The sequence below is a fragment of the Mesorhizobium sp. ISC15 genome (genome assembly GCF_037162615.1).
Lineage (GTDB): Bacteria > Pseudomonadota > Alphaproteobacteria > Rhizobiales > Rhizobiaceae > Mesorhizobium > Mesorhizobium mediterraneum.
Genome location: NZ_JAVSPX010000001.1, coordinates 4,203,810 through 4,219,306, shown reverse-complemented (window position 1 = coordinate 4,219,306; position 15,497 = coordinate 4,203,810). Strand labels below are relative to the sequence as shown.

The window sequence follows — 15,497 nt, the reverse complement described above, 5'->3', positions numbered from 1 at the left end:
GCTGCACAAAAATGCGCTCGATCTGGTGAAGAACAGCCGAGAACAGGTTCGGTGAGGATACCTGCTTCGACGGACGTCGAGCTACTTGCGTGGCTTGCTGAAAAAGCGGGGTTCACATCGAGGACTGACTTTCGAATTCTCCAATACAGTAAGTTACCTTCCGCGCAGAGAGGCTATGTCTCAACGTCACCTGAGCGCGACAAGTCGGAAGGTGACGAGGATGAGAACTCCGTCGCATTCGATCTCAGTCCCGACGCGAGGACGGAAGCACTTCTTGCTGGTCGATGAAAAGAAGGCCACTGCTGCAAAACCGCGTTTCCAGCGTTCCGCAAATCTTCAGCCACGCAAGCCGCATGGTCAGCCACGATGGGCCGGAATCGTGCGCGTCGGCCGCATGGCGGAATGGCCGACCTGGACGCCTCCGGCCGGCGGCGCTCTGGCGGAGGGAGAGGACCTGAAATCCAACCTTCTCCACGGATCCGCGATCACCTTCGTAGTCGGGGTGTTCGGCTGATGCTGTTCAGTCGACCTGTTCAATCTGCGGACCTGGGTCAACCGGCGGAGCCGGCGTGCAATCTTGCCCCTTGCATTCCTCGACAGGGTCGTCGGCTGGTGGGAGGCAGTTTTGCCCCTCGCAATGAACTGGCGGCTGCTCAGGCGCTGCTTCGCCGTTTGGCGGAACAGGCTGATCCTCTGCGCGAACGGCCGGCATTGCCAAGGCGATCAAGGCCGTGCAAAAAAGCGCCGTCCGAAGCAAATTCATTTCCGCCTCCTCGACTGACATCGGGCGGCACAGTACACTTTCGTACTGTGGCCGACATCCTGTCAGCTGCCAACGACGTTAACAGCGTGTTTATGCCATCGTCCAGATGTTCTTCGGCCAGCCTGATTGGCCCGATGCCCCGTGGGGCCATATCGACAAGCTGACCTGGCACCAGGCTGTCACGCGGAGTTATTGGGTCATGTATCGAGTTTTCATTGTTTGCTTCCTGTTGTGTGGGCGGCTGAAGACTTGCTGCCCGATACGTGTCTGGGCTTAATTGCGTACGAACCGCAATTGTTGAAACACTGTCCTTGTATCGCGGCAGCCTCTTAGTTACTCCTATCTGAACCGAGCTGGATTTGTGGGCCATGCGTGTGTCGGCAGCCACGGTAAAACGCCAGACGATAAGGGCACGGCCTTCGTTGCCTCGATTGTGAAAGGCATTGAACCGCAGGATCAGATCGAAGCTATGCTGGCATCGCAGATGGCTGCGGTGCGTATGGCGACAATGACGTTCGCCCGCCGCCTTGCTCACTGCGAAACTATCCCGCAGCAAGACAGCGCCGAACGTGCTTTCAACAAGCTCACCAGGACATTCGCGGCCCAGGTGGAAGCCCTAAAGAAATACCGCACGGGCGGCCAGCAGCACGTCACGGTGAAGCACGTCACGGTGAACGAAGGCGGCCAAGCTATTGTCGGCAACGTCTCGCATGGGGGCAGGGTGACGGAAAAAAATAACGTCAACCTCATGAACCTAGCGCCTCGGTGTCATGCTCGATCGAAGCGGACAGGTTGCCAGTGTCGGCCGCCAGCGGTGAGGGGCAGCGTAGTCTGTCGCATGCATGGTGCGGGCGGTGGCGCACCTGAAGGCAAGCGGAACGGCAACTATCGCAACGGAGGCAGGACCAAACGCACAATGGCAGCCTTGGCGGTTGTCCAGGCAATGGCGCGGATATGTCGGCAGACGATCGATGATCTACCGGATTAACTGGGAACTAGTCGCGATGCTACTCGCCGGTTGCGAAGGAGCGCTGTCCTTCATCATGAGGGGGATGTGAACGTCCGGCTCTTCTGCAGGACGTCGTTGCCGATCGCCCCGCAATCGCAGCGGCCGGCGAAGCAGGCCGAAGTGCACTTGTCACTGGCTAGGGAACGATATCGGCCCCCATGTGTTAGAAATCCATGGACACTTTGGAATCCCAGGGCCACGGGACAGTGGTCGACATTTTGACATCGGAAGTTGCCAATGCCAGGCAGCGCATCCACCGGACCGAGCTCGCGCTTCAACGCACTGAAGAAATGCTGGCCGAGAACCTCGCGCTGCGCAACAGGCTACGAACTGCGGTCGAGGCCGCAGACCGCTTGGTGAAGATCGATCCCCCCAGCTTTGAAGGACGTCGCGCGGGTTGAACTGGGCCGGCGTTTCATTCGTCGCGACCTTCAGGCCACCGGCGCCACCACTCTCGCTCCAGAACTGTGCCAACCACATCAACGTCTGGGCTGCACGCTCGCGAACAGCCGGAACCAACGGCGACCACGAGCGGTTTACCAATCGAAGGGACCGCAATGGAATCGGAATAATGGAACTTTTAGATATGGAACTGGCGCGAGCCCGACAGCGGCTTAATCGGGCCGAGCGCTCCCTTGAACGTGCGAACGAGATGCTGGATGATGACTGCGGTGTCGGCATCAATATCGCGCTGTGCAGCAGGATACGGGCTGCGCAACAGCGCGTAATTGAGGCCAGATCGCGGTTGACGAAGATCGATCCCACCAGCGCTGACGGAGTTCGCACGGGTTGAACCATCCGGCCCGTCGACATGAAGGGCAGCCGGGGGGTATGGTCTCCCCTCCGATCAGCCCGCGACCTCTCCCTGGGGGCGCGGGCGTTTTTCGCGCTAGGTGCGACTAGGTTCTGGTACCTCGTCGAGGAGATTCGGACCATTGCTCACAGGCATCTGGCCGTCGGGAGTAAGCTTGTCCACCGCGTCGGGCAGTTCTCTTGTGAGCCGGTCGAGAAGTTCGTCGCGGGACAATCCGGTTTGCTCAGCGAGATCGCTCAACGTTTGCGGGTCGATCGCTTTCTCGAGCTGGTCGCGCTGAACGGGGCGATTTGATCCTGTACCGACCCAAGAATCAACTTGATCACCCGCCCCCGCATTCCGGAGGCGGTCCAGGATATCGCCGAGCCCGCCGGGGGAGCCAGCGCTTTTGGGATCTGTCGAGTTCCTACCGGCGATTAACTCGCCGATCTTGTCCCTGTTCTTGTAGGCAAGCAGGCCAAGCAAGGCTATGGCGACTTTTCCTATGTCAAGGCTCATTTCGGATCTCCTTCCATGAAGAAGGGACAAGGCATGCGGCTTTGAAAGGTTCCACTGTATTGCTACTGGGCTGATTTACCGTTCGGTGAGCCGAGCGATTGCGGCTTCGCGGTCGGCTTCTGGCGGGACTCCAGCACGCGCGCCCCGCGCAGACTGATGGACGATCCGTGATGCCAATCGTCTCGATCGGTTCGCGCGCTTGAGCTTGCGCCAATCCTCCCAACGAGGAACTCGACGGGTTCTCCGATCGTTGAATGCCTTTGATCGAGCCGCCGTCATGCCGTCCACCTCGATACGCAAAACGGAATACGATCCGGAGCGCAAAGTCCTTTCGGTGTGGTTCGTGGCCAGCGGTAAATGCTACCAATTTGAGGAAGTGCCGCCGGATACCTTCGCCGCGTTCAAAGCCGCCTTTGCCAAGGGCCGCTATTTCAACGACCACATCCGCAATCACTTCCGGTATCGTGTGGTTGCGACCGGCGATGATGCCGGATGACGTCCTATGGACCACGCCCGTCATTCAGGCTGGTGGCGACGCTATGAGGTGGTAGAAGACTCGTCCGACGACCCCGGCAAACGATCGCGAATGGCTTCCTCGGTTCGCTTTGCGGTCGATTCCAGAACTTTGCCGACCTTGCCTGCTAGCGTTTCGGCATCTCCACCCGAGCCTTGCCGGTCGGCCTCTTCCTTGACCGTTTCGTAGGCCTCGGCGGCAACTTGCTTTGCTTGCTCCAGGCCCGTTTCGAGAACCTCCTCCGCACTGTCGCGAATTTTGTCGCGGTAGGCGCCAAGTTGCTCGTCCTCTGTGGCTGTGTGGGGCAGCATCACCCCGATAGCAGTGCCCAGCGCAAGGCCGACTGCGGCGATAGCCAGCGGTTCGCGCTCGAAGAGGTCCTGTGCCGATTGGCGCGTCCGAGCCGCTATCTCGCTGGCGCTTGAGCCGAGCTGGCCGGCGGTTGTTGTCATCCTCTCCTTGGCACCCGTCACAGCATTTGTTGCAGCTTCGGCCGCGCCGCTTGCAGCTGATGTAACCGAACCGGCGGTATCGGAGATCATCGCCCCGATTCCGGACCCTTCGTTGCCCTGGCTGAATTCATCGCCGCGCAGGTCGGAGAAAGCGTCAGGAGCCGTTCCTGTCCGATAAGCGGCGGCAGCTGAACTAGACGCTGACGTGCCGTTGCCGAGCATCAGCCAGGCCAGGCCGGCTCCAATCAACGTCAGCGGCAACGGGTTGTCCCTGACTTGCGACTTGAGGTTGCCAAGCATGGCGGATCCTTCGCCGGCGAACATTCCGGTAAATTCGTCGATCAATTGACCCGGTGTCATCTTGCTGCGGATCGAATCGGCGGTGTCTGCTACTTTCGCCCGGGCGATGTCGGCATCGCGTTCAAGCTCGGCTGCGGATTTGTCGCTCATCTGATTTGATCCTTGATCACGCGCGCGTCGCGCTTGAGTTGGTCTTGTGTGCGATCGGGCGTCAGCTCGGAAGGAGCCATGCTTTTCGTGCCAGAGCGCAAGAGAATGATTCCCAGTATCGCGACGACGATCCCGACCAGCAGCGAGGACCATCCCGCTCCCAAGCCGGCACTCGCCAGGGCGATTACGAGTGCTTGCAAAAGCACTATCAAGGCCGCGAGAAGGCATATCGCGCCGCCCAGAACCTCGGCGGCGCCTGCGCCGGCCTTGCTAATTTTTTCCGAAATTTCGGCCCGCAACAGCCTACTTTCGGTTTGAAGCAGGGTTGTGACCTGCTGTGCCAGATCGCTGACGAGGGTTGCGAGGCCGCGACTTTCCTGATTGTTGGTCATGGGTTCTGCTCCAGGCTTGCGCCAGCCCAGTCGTCGCCGGCCAAGTCGTCGCCGGCCAAGTCATCGCCGGCCCTGTCGTCTCTTGGCTGGTTGAAACGGGGCGGCGTCGCTTCAGATGCGTCTGCCGACCGCGTTCCGTTCTCATCCGAGTTCGAAACCGTTTCTGAACCCCCGCCTGTTTGCGATCGTGTCTGTGTTTCGGTCGGGGCAGTGGGCGGCGAGCTCTTGATAAACCGTCCCAGCGCCAAGCCTGCCAATACTGAACCGGCGATCAGCGCCCCTGAGTTTTCGCGGCCGAACGACCGCATCTCGCCAAGAACATCTTCGAATGGTTTGTCCTTCAACGAGGATGAAAGGCGTTCAAGTCCGCCGGCGGCATCAAGGGTGAGCTTCGAAGCGGTCCGTTGATCATTATTGGCCAGATGCTCGCTTGCCGCTCGCAACGCTCCGCTAAAAGCTTTTAGGTTGGAGCTGATATCGCGCTGTGTTCCCTCGGCCTTGTTGAATAATTCCTGCTTCGCTTCCGAAGCGTAATCGCCCGCCTTCCTGGTGAGTTCATCGCGAGCGTCATGTAGCGCCTCTGTCGCGGTCTGCGTTTCCTGCTGGAACCGTTCGGACAGTTCGCTTTTGGCTGTTTCGAAATCGGCCGGCTTACGGCCCTGATCGTCTTCGCGCTGCATGGTATCTCCTAATGGAATCCGAGGAAGGAGAGGATCGCAAGCACGACAACGACAAGGCCGATGAGATAAATGACACTGTTCATGGTGGCAATCTCCTCCACTGCCTAACGAACTTGCCTGCGGCAAACAGGTTCCATCACTTCAAGCTAAATTAGCAACATCGCACTAACCGGTGAGCTTGGTGAACTTTCTTTGGGAAGTTCGCACACGCGGTGTGCCAAGACGCGGACCCAGGCGGCCGTGCGGACATTGGTCCGCGCCTCTGCGCATGTGCTTCAAGCGCTTATGGTCAGGCTAGTATAATGAAGCACCACGCCTAGCTCGCATTAAGATCAAAGCGCACCGGAAGGTTGTAGTCTATTGCACGGTCAGCAATCATGTTCGCTAGGTCGGAATCAGAGATCGAACATGCCGGAACAATCTGTTTGAGCGCCTTAACGGCGAGCCCCGTCGATATGAAACTATGGCGCCGCCTCCGAATATTTACATACTGTTCGATGAGGTTTTCGAGGTCACGCATGTGCAATCCTTCTTGGTCGTCATCTGTGCCTATTGAACCAAGCAGTAATCGATCCGGAGCGAGGGCTCATTCACATTGTTTAATTGGCAAGAAATCTTGATGCCGCATTGGCGCGCTGGCGCGTCCCGGCCGAGGCGGTCACCGCGGTTCATGAAAGAGATTTAGGTAGGTCGCATCAAAGTCGGCCAGCAACGCCAATCGCTGGAAATCCAGGATAACAATCCTCCTGTCTTTCCAGCTAAGCAGGTCGTTCGCTCGAAGTTCCTGTAGCGTCCGATTCACGTGAACTGCTGATAACCCAAGCACGTCGCCCAATTCCGCTTGCGTCAGTGGAATCGCGAACGTCTGGTCAGAGGCCAATCCAACTATTTCTAAGCGGACATACAACTCGCAAATTACATGTGCGAGATGCTGTTTGGCGGAGCGACGCCCGAGGCAGGTTATCCAAGTTCGTTGGATCGAGGCATCGATAGTGGTTGAAAGCCAGAGCATCCGGGTGAGATGTGGACTTTCACCCATTGCTGCGAGCAGGTCTTTGTGTCGAATGAAAACTACATCGCACGAGCCCAGGGCGCTCACGCTGTGATCCATCACTTTTAGCAGTAAACTATGCAGATCGACAAAGTCTCCCGGCACGTGAATTGCCGTTATTTGACGCTTATCCCGAATAGCCTGGTTTCGAACTGCGAAACCATTCGCGACAAGACAGCTTTCGGCCGGGCGGGAACCCTCCCTGACGACCTCTTCATCGGGTCTGAAAGTTACCGGCCGGACCGGAAGAGCCTCAATAAGCGCGATCTCGTCTGGCGGCAGGGTGTCGCGGCGGTCGAGCATGCGAACCAAGAGGTCTTTGCCGAACATCGCGGCCCCTTTTGACTAGATCAGGAATTGAGTTCCAGCGACTCGTGCCTCGGCTGGTCGTGCCAGATGACCTGCCGCAGGTCCCGAGCATCTACAACTTTGCCGCCTCTCGAACCCAGATAGAAATGATCGCTCTCATGCTCGACCTCTTCGCTATGTAGCTTGCCTGTAATGGGCGGCCCTAGTTGTGAAAGGTTGGTCATTGTTCGAGAATCGTTCTTTTTTTGAGTCACGGCGTTCCGAGCCTCCCAGCCTCCCGACACAGGGTCTCGCGACCATTACCGTGCTTGCCAAAAGGTCGCGGATCCTGCGGTATTGAGAGGCCGAACTTAGTGGCGAAATAGCAGAACTCATATTTTTCGTCACCCGCGACGCGTTTCCGCCCCAGAACCTCTATTGCACTTGTCGTCGGCCATTTTGATTTCCTCCCTGGCTGGCCTTCAGATCAAGCGCAACGCGGATCAGCAACATTTGTTGCCGCCTTCCATTAGAATCACGTTATGTTCCGTCTAGCTAATATATACCGCCGACCCAGACTCGATCAGGTGGGCAAACCTGTGAGTGCCGCGCCGGCCGGCTCAAGTTCATTCCGCCGATGCCTACCTGGTAGCCAAGCCGCCCCAAGGTGACGACTGGATTCACGAGGCCAAGTTCGACAGCTACCGCTCGCAGATCGTTATGAGCCGCAAGTTTTGAGTTGCGTCTGCACGAGTAATTGCCTGGGGTGAGTTCGGGTAATTAGCCATGTGCAGGGTCCGCGATGTCGCCCAGCTTCAACTGTCAGGAGGCGATGGAGCCTGGCTTTCAAGCGATGGTCGATTGCATGCTAGAGGCCGGCTGGACGCGCCGAGAGAGGCGCAGCTCGCGATCGCCCATGCCATAATCCGCGCCGGCCGGCCGCGCTAAGTTAAAACGCAGTCAGCCGACTGCCGCGAATGGCCGACATGCTGGAGAGCTGGCGTATTCTCATTGGTCGCTCGAACAAGCCATTGAGGGTCGTGGGCAGGGCAGTGTTGCTATTAAATCAACTCGTCGCATGGGAATGGCGTAGTGTTTCTGCAGTCGGCGGATGTTTATTTGTGAGCGCAGGTCTGCACCTGCATCCTTTGGCGCTATTACACGTTTGCCCCGCGAAGAAGATGCTCCGGGCCGGCAGAATGTCGAAGAAAACAACCGACGACGCTTACGAAAACCAAGTGCAACTTGAGCGGCGGGCCGAACGGGAGGGCCGCGGACGCAATGCCGAATGGCCGTCACAGATTCCCAGCCGTGGCTGGAAAGACGTGCTGTGGCGGGTCTTTGCTGAAGTAAAGGAGGACCGTGTTATGCTGATCGCGGCCGGGGCCGCATTCTATCTGCTCCTTGCCCTCTTTCCCGCGCTCGCCGCGTTCGTGTCCATCTACGGTTTTGTCGCCGATCCTCAGACCATCGCTGAGCACATTTCGTTCCTTGGCGGCGTACTTCCTTCGGGCGGTTTGGACGTTATCAGATCACAGCTTAGGTCCTTGGCCGCCCAGGACACTGGCGCGCTCAGCTTCGGCTTCATCTTCGGCCTTGCCGTCGCACTGTGGAGCGCCAGCAACGGCATCAAGACGCTATTCGAAGCCATGAACATCGCCTACGAGGAGAGTGAAAAGCGCGGCTTTATCCATCTGAATCTCCTGGCCTTGGGCTTCACACTTGGCGCCATCCTCATCGGTGTTGGGTTTATCGTCTCGGTGGGGATCGTGCCGGCCATGCTTGCGCTGCTGAACCTCGGCGGCTGGACCGAAGCCCTTGTGCGGATCTTTCGGTGGCCGATGATGCTGATCATGGTCGGCCTCGGGCTTATGCTGATCTATCGCTACGGCCCCAGCCGCGAAAGGGCAAAGTGGCAATGGGCAACATGGGGCGCCTTCCTCGCGGCTGTGGTCTGGATCGCAGTCTCGATAGGATTCTCCTATTACCTTGAAAACTTCGCCGACTACAACGCGACGTATGGAGCCCTGGGGGCAGTCATCGGCTTGATGATGTGGACCTGGATCTCCGTGATTGTCCTGATTGTGGGCGCGGAGCTGAATGCCGAGATGGAGCATCAGACCGCCAAGGACACCACCACAGGTGCGCAGCAGCCGATGGGTGCGCGAGGTGCCACGGTCGCCGACACGCTGGGCGGATCGGCCGATGCCGCCGACCAGCAGTCGCGTTCGGGCGAGCACAACACTTAGCGCGCAGATCACTTGGAATCTCCGCGCAACTTCGCTTGGCGCAATCACTGACATCAGCATTGGCGACGAGTTTGCAAGGACGGCTCATCACGGGCTATGGCAAGTCAGATCGCGAGCGTATGAATACCTTCAGGCGCAGTCCCCATCCTGCTCAGACCCCGCGGATGGCAAGCGCGACATCGGCGGAGAACGGCGGCACATCAAGCTTCAGCCAGCCGTCCGAATTCGCTTGCCATTCCGCTGTTTGCCTGCCGGCGTTGGTATCCCAGGCGATGACGCGATAGGTGCCGCGAGCCAACCCGGGCAGCTCCAAGGCGGCCGGAACCGGCACAGCGCCGGCACGAAGCATACCGTTTCGCCCGATCGTGTCGCGGCGAACCAGCCAGACCACTGCCTGGGAATCGTCGCCGCAGGCGACAGCCGCGCCGTCGGGACCGGAAACCCGCATCTGGTCGCCGAGATGGGCACGCCGGAACGAAACCCAGTCGATCAAAGGCAGGAAATCGGCCAGCGAACGCTGCGCCCGCCGCATGCCGGGGGTGAGCACGTGCGGGGTGCGGTTCGGCCACCGCATGCCGCCACCGGCGCCCCCCGCCGCCAGGTGAGCCCATTGCAAATGGCGGAAATATTCATCGTCGAAAGGTTCGGGGAGCGTGATCTTCTTGTCCTTGAACGAGTGGATCGGGCCGTGCTCGGAATCGAGAAAAGGGCGGCCGTCACGGATTTCGCCAAGCGCCTTTCCCACGATCCGCGCCATGCCGAGCGCCGGCGCTACCGTGTCGCTGGGGTCGTCGATTGTGCCCTCCTCGTAGAGATGGAGAGAGGCGAAGTCGAGGTCTGGGTGGCGGAAGATCGGCCCCGGCAACGGCATGTGGGGCCGCCAGCGAAGCTCAGGTCCGAACAGCGAGACGGTCTGCGGGTGAGAGCGGCCGTAAAGTGACGTTTCCAGCCGGCGCACAAAATCGCTGAGATCATGGATGAAGGCGCCGAATCCATCCGCGTTGCCCTGAGACTGCTCGGGATGGATCTCGTTCCAGAGGTCCCATGCGAAGAGGGCTCCGCTGCCGCTCCATCTGCGAACCACGAATTCCAGCCGGGCCTTGATCGCGCGGCGCGTCTCGGCGCAGATCAGGAATCGCGACGGGTGGTCCAGCACGCCTCCGTTATTGCGGTTGTAGGGGTGGTGGCGCCAGTGGAGCCACTGCCAGAACGTATCAAAGGGGGTGAGCAGGATTCTTAAGCCCTGTCTTTCGCAAAGACGAAAGAGGTCGTCCCACAATTGCACCATAGCCGGCACGAAGCGGCCCTGCGGCTTCTCGAAGTAGCGGTGGCGAACCTGGGCATATTCCAGCATCAGCCTGAGGCAGGTGACACCGCTTTCCTTCAGCCAACGGAGATGGCTTTCCACGCCGGCCATATCGGCGCGCCGGAACAGGCCATTGAGTTCGGGCCAGCTTACCGCATCGTTCTGCCCAATCGGCGTCCATGACTGGCCGTTCTCGGTGACGAAATAGGAACCGGCCACCTTGATCCAAGGCAGGCCCGCAGCCGATCTCGGCGCAGAGTCTTCCACTTCGCCGACCAGCGGTATCGCCAATCTAATATCGTTCAAGGCATGCTCGAATTTCGTCCGCAGAGCAGTATAACTGCCGCGATGGCAAAATGTTTCGCCGGGCAGCGGATGTTCTCCGTACAGCAACTCCGGACTGCAGACTGGAGAGACGCCCTCCTCGGCAGGAGCTCCGACGCCGCCCCCTCATAACCGCGCGCGCCGTAGCGTATCGCAATGTCGACTCCGTCCCAGATGATCGTCGGTCTGTCACCAGAGAAGTTGCAGGCCGCAGAACGCACGCCAGGTGCAGATCGTCGTGTCAGAACCCTCGCCGCCGACGTGACGAAGGAGGCGGAAATTGCATGGCTGTTCGACGAAGTCGGGGCTTTCGATCGTCTCATCTCGACGGCCGGAACACCGCCGCGGGGCGATCCCATTGATCGTACCGACACGGATGTACTGCGCCGCTTCGTCGACAAAGAGCAGGAATGCCAAGTTGGGCGGGTCGCCCGCCGAACCAGAAATATCTCAGCCGAAGGGGAACCTCACGCTCGCAGGCAAGTTCGGTACGCGATGTGGGGGAGATTGCGCCATCTCATCGGTTTTATCGTTGTCGTGCTTGCGATCTTCTCCTTCCTCGCATTCCATTGGGAGGGACTATGCAGCGCGACGACGATCAACGAGGCTCGGCTTCAGAGCCCCAGTCTGTCATCCTGAGGTCGCCCTGCTCACCGGCAACACCTGGACTCCGCCCCGCTCGCGTTCGCTTGGTCAACATTCGACGCTTGCACCCGTACCACTCAGAGGCGACGTGATGGCGGCCCGAATGAAATTGTGGTGGGGGTCGAAACTGGCAATGGTCGATCGCCTAGCAATAGCCGATGGCCTAGTGGGAGCTCTGGCGCGAGCCTTGGCCGACGGGTCGCACGTATGAGCAACGAGCCGGCACGTCCGCCAGGCGAATGCCCGTCCGCGTTTGCCAGCTTCTTCATGGCTGGCTTCGAATGTTCATCGCATCGGCGCGGCGACGGAGTGCGCCTTGATTTGATTCGCGCGACCGCACACGATAAACACGCTCTCGCCGACTATCGCAGTTGTGCTGCCCTTGGGCTTCATACGATCCGCGACGGCTTGCGCTGGCACCTGATTGAAACTGCGCCCGGAGTCTTCGACTGGTCGGGTTGGATCTCAATGATCGAAGCAGCCCACGCGGCGGGGGTGCAGGTCGTCTGGGATATCTTCCACTATGGCTCACCAGATCACGTAGACCAAGGCGCCCCAGATTTTATAGAGGCCTATGTTCGCTTCGCCGCTGAAGCTGTCCGGGTCCACCGCTCCGTCACGGGAGTAGCTCCCCTGGTGTGCCCGATCAATGAGATCTCATTTTTCGCATGGGCGATAGAGGTCGGCTATTTCCCACGCGTGGGGCCGAAGAAGCGGGGATGGTTCAAGCGACAGCTGGTGAGGGCAGCGGTTGCCGGCGCCAAGGCGATGCGCGATGCCGAACCTGATTGCCGGTTCATATGGGCTGAACCGCTAATCCATGTGGCGCCCCGCGACCGTAGTCGTGCCGAGCAGCGGCGCGCGGAAAATGTTCGTCAGGGCCAGTTTGAAGCCTATGACATGCTGACGGGACGTGCCGAGCCCGAATTGGGCGGCAGCGACGACTGTGTCGACGTCATCGGACTTAACTTTTATCCGCACAATCAATGGTACTTTCACGGGCCAACGATACCGATGGGCCACCACGAATATCGGGCGCTTTCCGACATGTTGGTTGAAGTCGCAGAGCGCTACAGAAAGCCCATGTTCATCGCCGAGACAGGCGCTGAAGGATCAGGCCGGCCGGCATGGCTCCATTATGTTTGCGATGAGGTCCGTGACGCAATGAGCCGTGATGCCCCGGTTCAGGGTATATGTCTGTACCCGGTGACCGCGTATCCCGGCTGGGACAATTCGCGCCACGCGGAAGTCGGCTTGTTCTCCACGATTCATGCCGACGGTTCGCGCAGTCTTCGCCAGCCGGTTGCCGATGAATTGGCTCGCCAGCGCAGATTGTTCGCGGCAGGTGTTTCGTAGCGGTCGCAGAAGGAGCGGGCCACGTCAGTAGGTGGGGAACTGCTCCGAATGTTGGCCGAGCGTCGTCCGCTGCGTAAGCATCTGCACGGTGCCGTTTGCCGGCAGGCTCTGTTGAATGCGCGCAAACGTCGCCAAAGCCTGACCGACAACCTGATCCATATTGTAGTAGCGGTACGTGGCCAGGCGCCCGACGAACCACACGTCCGGGCACGCCGCTGCCAGTGCTTCATAGCGTTTGTACAGCGCCTCGTTTTCCGCCCGCGGCACCGGGTAATAGGGATCGCCGATATCGGTTGGATATTCGTAAGTCAGGCTGGTCTTCGGGCTCTGCTGACCGGTCAGATGCTTGTACTCGGTAATGCGGGTATAGTTTTCCGTCTGCGGATAATTGACAACGGCGACCGGCTGAAACTGCTCGCAATCAAGCGTCACGTGCTCGAACCGCAGTGACCGATAAGGCAGACGACCAAGGCTCCAATCGAAATATTCATCAATCGGCCCGGTGTAGATCAGCCGCTGAAAGGGGATCGTGTCGCGAATTTCGCGATAGTCGGTCTGCAGCATGATCTTGATCCTCGGGTTGTCCAGCATGCGCTGGAACATGCGAGTATACCCGCCAGCCGGCATATTCTGGAAAGTGTCGCCAAAGTAGCGATCATCGCGGTTGGTTCGGGTAGGAACCCGCGCAGTCACGGACTTGCTTAGTTGGGCCGGATCGATGCCCCACTGCTTCCTTGTGTAGCCGCGAAAGAATTTTTCGTAGAGTTCCCTGCCAACGGTGCTCACAACCACGTCTTCGGCGGTCCGGACCTCCTCGACCGTTTCTCGCCGGGATGCGAAGAACTCCTCCAACTGCTCGGGCGTCAATTCAAGACCGTACAGGCGATTGATCGTGTCGAGGTTGATCGGTATCGGCAGCAGTTTTCCGTCGACCGAAGACAGTACGCGATGTTCGTAAGGCCTCCATTCGGTGAACTGCGAGAGGTGGTCGATGATCGATCGGGCGTTGGTGTGGAATATATGCGGCCCATAGCGGTGGACCAGAATCCCCGCTTCATCGTAACAGTCATAAGCGTTGCCGCCGATGTGATTTCGCCGGTCGATGAGCAGGACGCTTTCCTGCCGTTGCGATGCGATGCGTTCGGCGAGCACGCTGCCAGCGAAGCCGGCGCCGACAATCAACCAATCGAACATGGTCAGGCTCCCCGGCGCAAAGGCACAATGCTTTTCATTGCATAGGCGCGCTGAATATGGGCAGCCATTGCGTCCCACGTTCGTTCCCAGGACATGTTAGCGAGGTAGGCATCGACTTCCTTCAACAGGAAATTCCGGGGACGTGACAGAAGGCACCGAAGCTTGGTTTCGATGTCTTCGGCGTCAACAATGTCGACCAGGCCTTCGGCACCATAGGTGCGCACGACGTCCACAATCGCCGTGGAGACCACCGGCAGTCCGGCGGCCAGGAACTCAGGAGTTTTGGTCGGGCTGATATAGCGTGTCGCCTCATTGAGCGCGAAGGGCATCCAGCCGGCGCTCCAGTGCCTGAGATAGCCAGGCAGGTCGGCGTAGGGCTTGGCACCCAGCCAATGCAAGTTACTTGCGCGCGGCAGGCTTAGCGGGTCGATCTTGACCACCGGGCCGAGCATGACGAAATGCACTTCGGGCATTGCCGCAGCCGCCTGTGCGATCATTTCAACGTCGAGCCGTTCGTCGATCACGCCGAAGAAGCCCACTCTCGGGTGAGGTATGTCTGCCTGGTCTACAGGGTCATCGCCGGGCTCTCTTGCTTTGTGAAAATGCGCAACGTCGATGCTGCTTGGGAAGGGAAAGATCGACTTATGGAGGCTTCGCTTGGCCTCGTACAGACTCTGCCCGCCCGTGAACACGACATCAGCGCGCTGGAACAGCGCTTTTTCCATCTGCGTCAACTCTGCCGGTGCGTTCTTGAAGGCGGAGAGTTCATCCATGCAGTCGTAGACGCATACATCGCAGGCTATATGGTCACTGAAACGCAGCGCCATGGGCGTGTAGTACCATATAGTCAGCCGGTCATGCGGAGTTGAGTTGACGATCTGGTCGACGAATCTGCGCTGGATAGCGTCCGCCTTTGTTGCGGAAATGCCGGCCGGAAGAACCGGGGTTACGATTGTGATCATTGCAGATCGAGCGTTCACCCGCATCGAAGGATAGCGTATTTCCTCGTAGATCGGCTCCTCAAAGTAAATTAGCTGCTGCTGTTTTGAGGCGCGCGTCAGAATATGCTGCGGGCGTTGGTGTACGAAATCCCACCTGAGGTGAGAAAAGCAAAGTATAATAGACGATTTTATGGGGGTAATTGATTTATTTTTTTTGCCACCCGCTATTTTCATGTAACAAGCCTCTTTAGTTATAGCCTGTAATTCTCCAGATTAACATATGTTAATCGAAGCACGCTCCTGATGAAGCCTTCATCCGCACATCTAACTTTCATTTGAGTAAGTTGTTCCACGGATTTTGATTGGCTGTAGCCGCCGAGCCGGCCACTTGCGTAATTGTTCGAAGAGAAGCGGCGCTGCTACCAACACCTGAAGAACATGTCGCCTCGGCCAAGGCGGAGGCCCTTGCAGCTTCAGATCTCGCCAAATGTGGCGCATTGCCACAGAACGGCTGAAATCCGCTCAATCGTTCAACCACCATTCATGAGCGCAGGTATAAGAGTTAATGAGC

General features: G+C 58.8%; 17 protein-coding genes. 8 read left to right on the top strand and 9 right to left on the bottom strand.

Going from position 1 to position 15,497, the window contains the following annotated elements:
- Nucleotides 1-274: 274 nt before the first annotated feature.
- From RPG13_RS20385 to RPG13_RS20370, 4 genes are all read left to right on the top strand, one after another.
- A complete protein-coding gene (locus RPG13_RS20385; protein ID WP_126106621.1) occupies nucleotides 275-514 on the top strand; it encodes a hypothetical protein in 240 nt (79 codons plus the stop codon).
- A gap of 610 nt (nucleotides 515-1,124) precedes the next feature.
- Nucleotides 1,125-1,751, top strand: a complete 627-nt coding sequence (locus RPG13_RS20380) for a hypothetical protein (protein ID WP_126106622.1) — start codon at nucleotides 1,125-1,127, stop codon at nucleotides 1,749-1,751.
- 227 nt (nucleotides 1,752-1,978) lie between these two features.
- A complete protein-coding gene (locus tag RPG13_RS20375) occupies nucleotides 1,979-2,173 on the top strand; it encodes a hypothetical protein (RefSeq protein ID WP_128286099.1) in 195 nt (64 codons plus the stop codon).
- A 170-nt stretch (nucleotides 2,174-2,343) separates the two neighbouring features.
- Complete coding sequence (locus RPG13_RS20370) at nucleotides 2,344-2,565, top strand: hypothetical protein (protein ID WP_091591673.1); 222 nt, start codon at nucleotides 2,344-2,346, stop codon at nucleotides 2,563-2,565.
- A 96-nt stretch (nucleotides 2,566-2,661) separates the two neighbouring features.
- On the opposite strand, the gene RPG13_RS20365 is transcribed toward RPG13_RS20370, so the two are convergent.
- Nucleotides 2,662-3,084, bottom strand: coding sequence for a YidB family protein (locus RPG13_RS20365; protein WP_292627050.1), 423 nt, complete (start codon nucleotides 3,082-3,084; stop codon nucleotides 2,662-2,664).
- 277 nt (nucleotides 3,085-3,361) lie between these two features.
- Here RPG13_RS20365 and RPG13_RS20360 point away from each other — a divergent pair, with 277 nt between their 5' ends.
- Nucleotides 3,362-3,580 (top strand): KTSC domain-containing protein, encoded by a 219-nt coding sequence (locus RPG13_RS20360; RefSeq protein WP_095486909.1) that lies wholly within the window; start codon nucleotides 3,362-3,364, stop codon nucleotides 3,578-3,580.
- A 41-nt stretch (nucleotides 3,581-3,621) separates the two neighbouring features.
- Here RPG13_RS20360 and RPG13_RS20355 read toward each other — a convergent pair whose 3' ends face one another.
- The 5 genes from RPG13_RS20355 to RPG13_RS20335 all read right to left on the bottom strand — a co-directional run bounded on the left by RPG13_RS20355 (nucleotide 3,622) and on the right by RPG13_RS20335 (nucleotide 6,953).
- Nucleotides 3,622-4,500 (bottom strand): hypothetical protein, encoded by an 879-nt coding sequence (locus RPG13_RS20355; protein ID WP_095486765.1) that lies wholly within the window; start codon nucleotides 4,498-4,500, stop codon nucleotides 3,622-3,624.
- Nucleotides 4,497-4,892, bottom strand: a complete 396-nt coding sequence (locus tag RPG13_RS20350) for a phage holin family protein (protein ID WP_095486764.1) — start codon at nucleotides 4,890-4,892, stop codon at nucleotides 4,497-4,499. Before RPG13_RS20350 ends, RPG13_RS20355 begins: the two co-directional genes overlap by 4 nt.
- Complete coding sequence (locus RPG13_RS20345) at nucleotides 4,889-5,572, bottom strand: hypothetical protein (RefSeq protein ID WP_206072982.1); 684 nt, start codon at nucleotides 5,570-5,572, stop codon at nucleotides 4,889-4,891. The genes RPG13_RS20350 and RPG13_RS20345 overlap by 4 nt, the downstream gene beginning before the upstream one ends.
- A gap of 316 nt (nucleotides 5,573-5,888) precedes the next feature.
- A complete protein-coding gene (locus tag RPG13_RS20340; protein WP_127204572.1) occupies nucleotides 5,889-6,092 on the bottom strand; it encodes a hypothetical protein in 204 nt (67 codons plus the stop codon).
- 138 nt (nucleotides 6,093-6,230) lie between these two features.
- A complete protein-coding gene (locus RPG13_RS20335) occupies nucleotides 6,231-6,953 on the bottom strand; it encodes a Crp/Fnr family transcriptional regulator (protein ID WP_095486763.1) in 723 nt (240 codons plus the stop codon).
- Between the two features lie 935 nt (nucleotides 6,954-7,888).
- On the opposite strand from RPG13_RS20335, the gene RPG13_RS20330 reads away from it, so the two are divergent.
- On the top strand, nucleotides 7,889-9,160 hold the full coding sequence (locus tag RPG13_RS20330; protein WP_245458039.1) for a YihY/virulence factor BrkB family protein: 1,272 nt from the start codon (nucleotides 7,889-7,891) through the stop codon (nucleotides 9,158-9,160).
- Between the two features lie 151 nt (nucleotides 9,161-9,311).
- Here the strand turns inward: RPG13_RS20330 and RPG13_RS20325 are convergent, their stop codons facing one another.
- Entirely contained in the window at nucleotides 9,312-10,772 is a 1,461-nt protein-coding gene (locus tag RPG13_RS20325; RefSeq protein ID WP_337125807.1) for a hypothetical protein, read from the bottom strand.
- 192 nt (nucleotides 10,773-10,964) lie between these two features.
- Between RPG13_RS20325 and RPG13_RS20320 the strand changes: the two genes are divergently transcribed.
- Complete coding sequence (locus RPG13_RS20320; RefSeq protein WP_337125806.1) at nucleotides 10,965-11,429, top strand: hypothetical protein; 465 nt, start codon at nucleotides 10,965-10,967, stop codon at nucleotides 11,427-11,429.
- A 213-nt stretch (nucleotides 11,430-11,642) separates the two neighbouring features.
- The gene (locus RPG13_RS20315; RefSeq protein WP_337125805.1) at nucleotides 11,643-12,791 is read left to right on the top strand and encodes a beta-glucosidase; all 1,149 of its coding nucleotides are present in this window, start codon (nucleotides 11,643-11,645) and stop codon (nucleotides 12,789-12,791) included.
- Nucleotides 12,792-12,815: 24 nt separating this feature from the next.
- Here RPG13_RS20315 and glf read toward each other — a convergent pair whose 3' ends face one another.
- Nucleotides 12,816-13,985, bottom strand: a complete 1,170-nt coding sequence (gene glf / locus RPG13_RS20310) for a UDP-galactopyranose mutase (protein ID WP_127204569.1) — start codon at nucleotides 13,983-13,985, stop codon at nucleotides 12,816-12,818.
- Between the two features lie 2 nt (nucleotides 13,986-13,987).
- Complete coding sequence (locus tag RPG13_RS20305) at nucleotides 13,988-15,160, bottom strand: glycosyltransferase (RefSeq protein ID WP_127204568.1); 1,173 nt, start codon at nucleotides 15,158-15,160, stop codon at nucleotides 13,988-13,990.
- Between the last annotated feature and the right edge of the window lie 337 nt (nucleotides 15,161-15,497).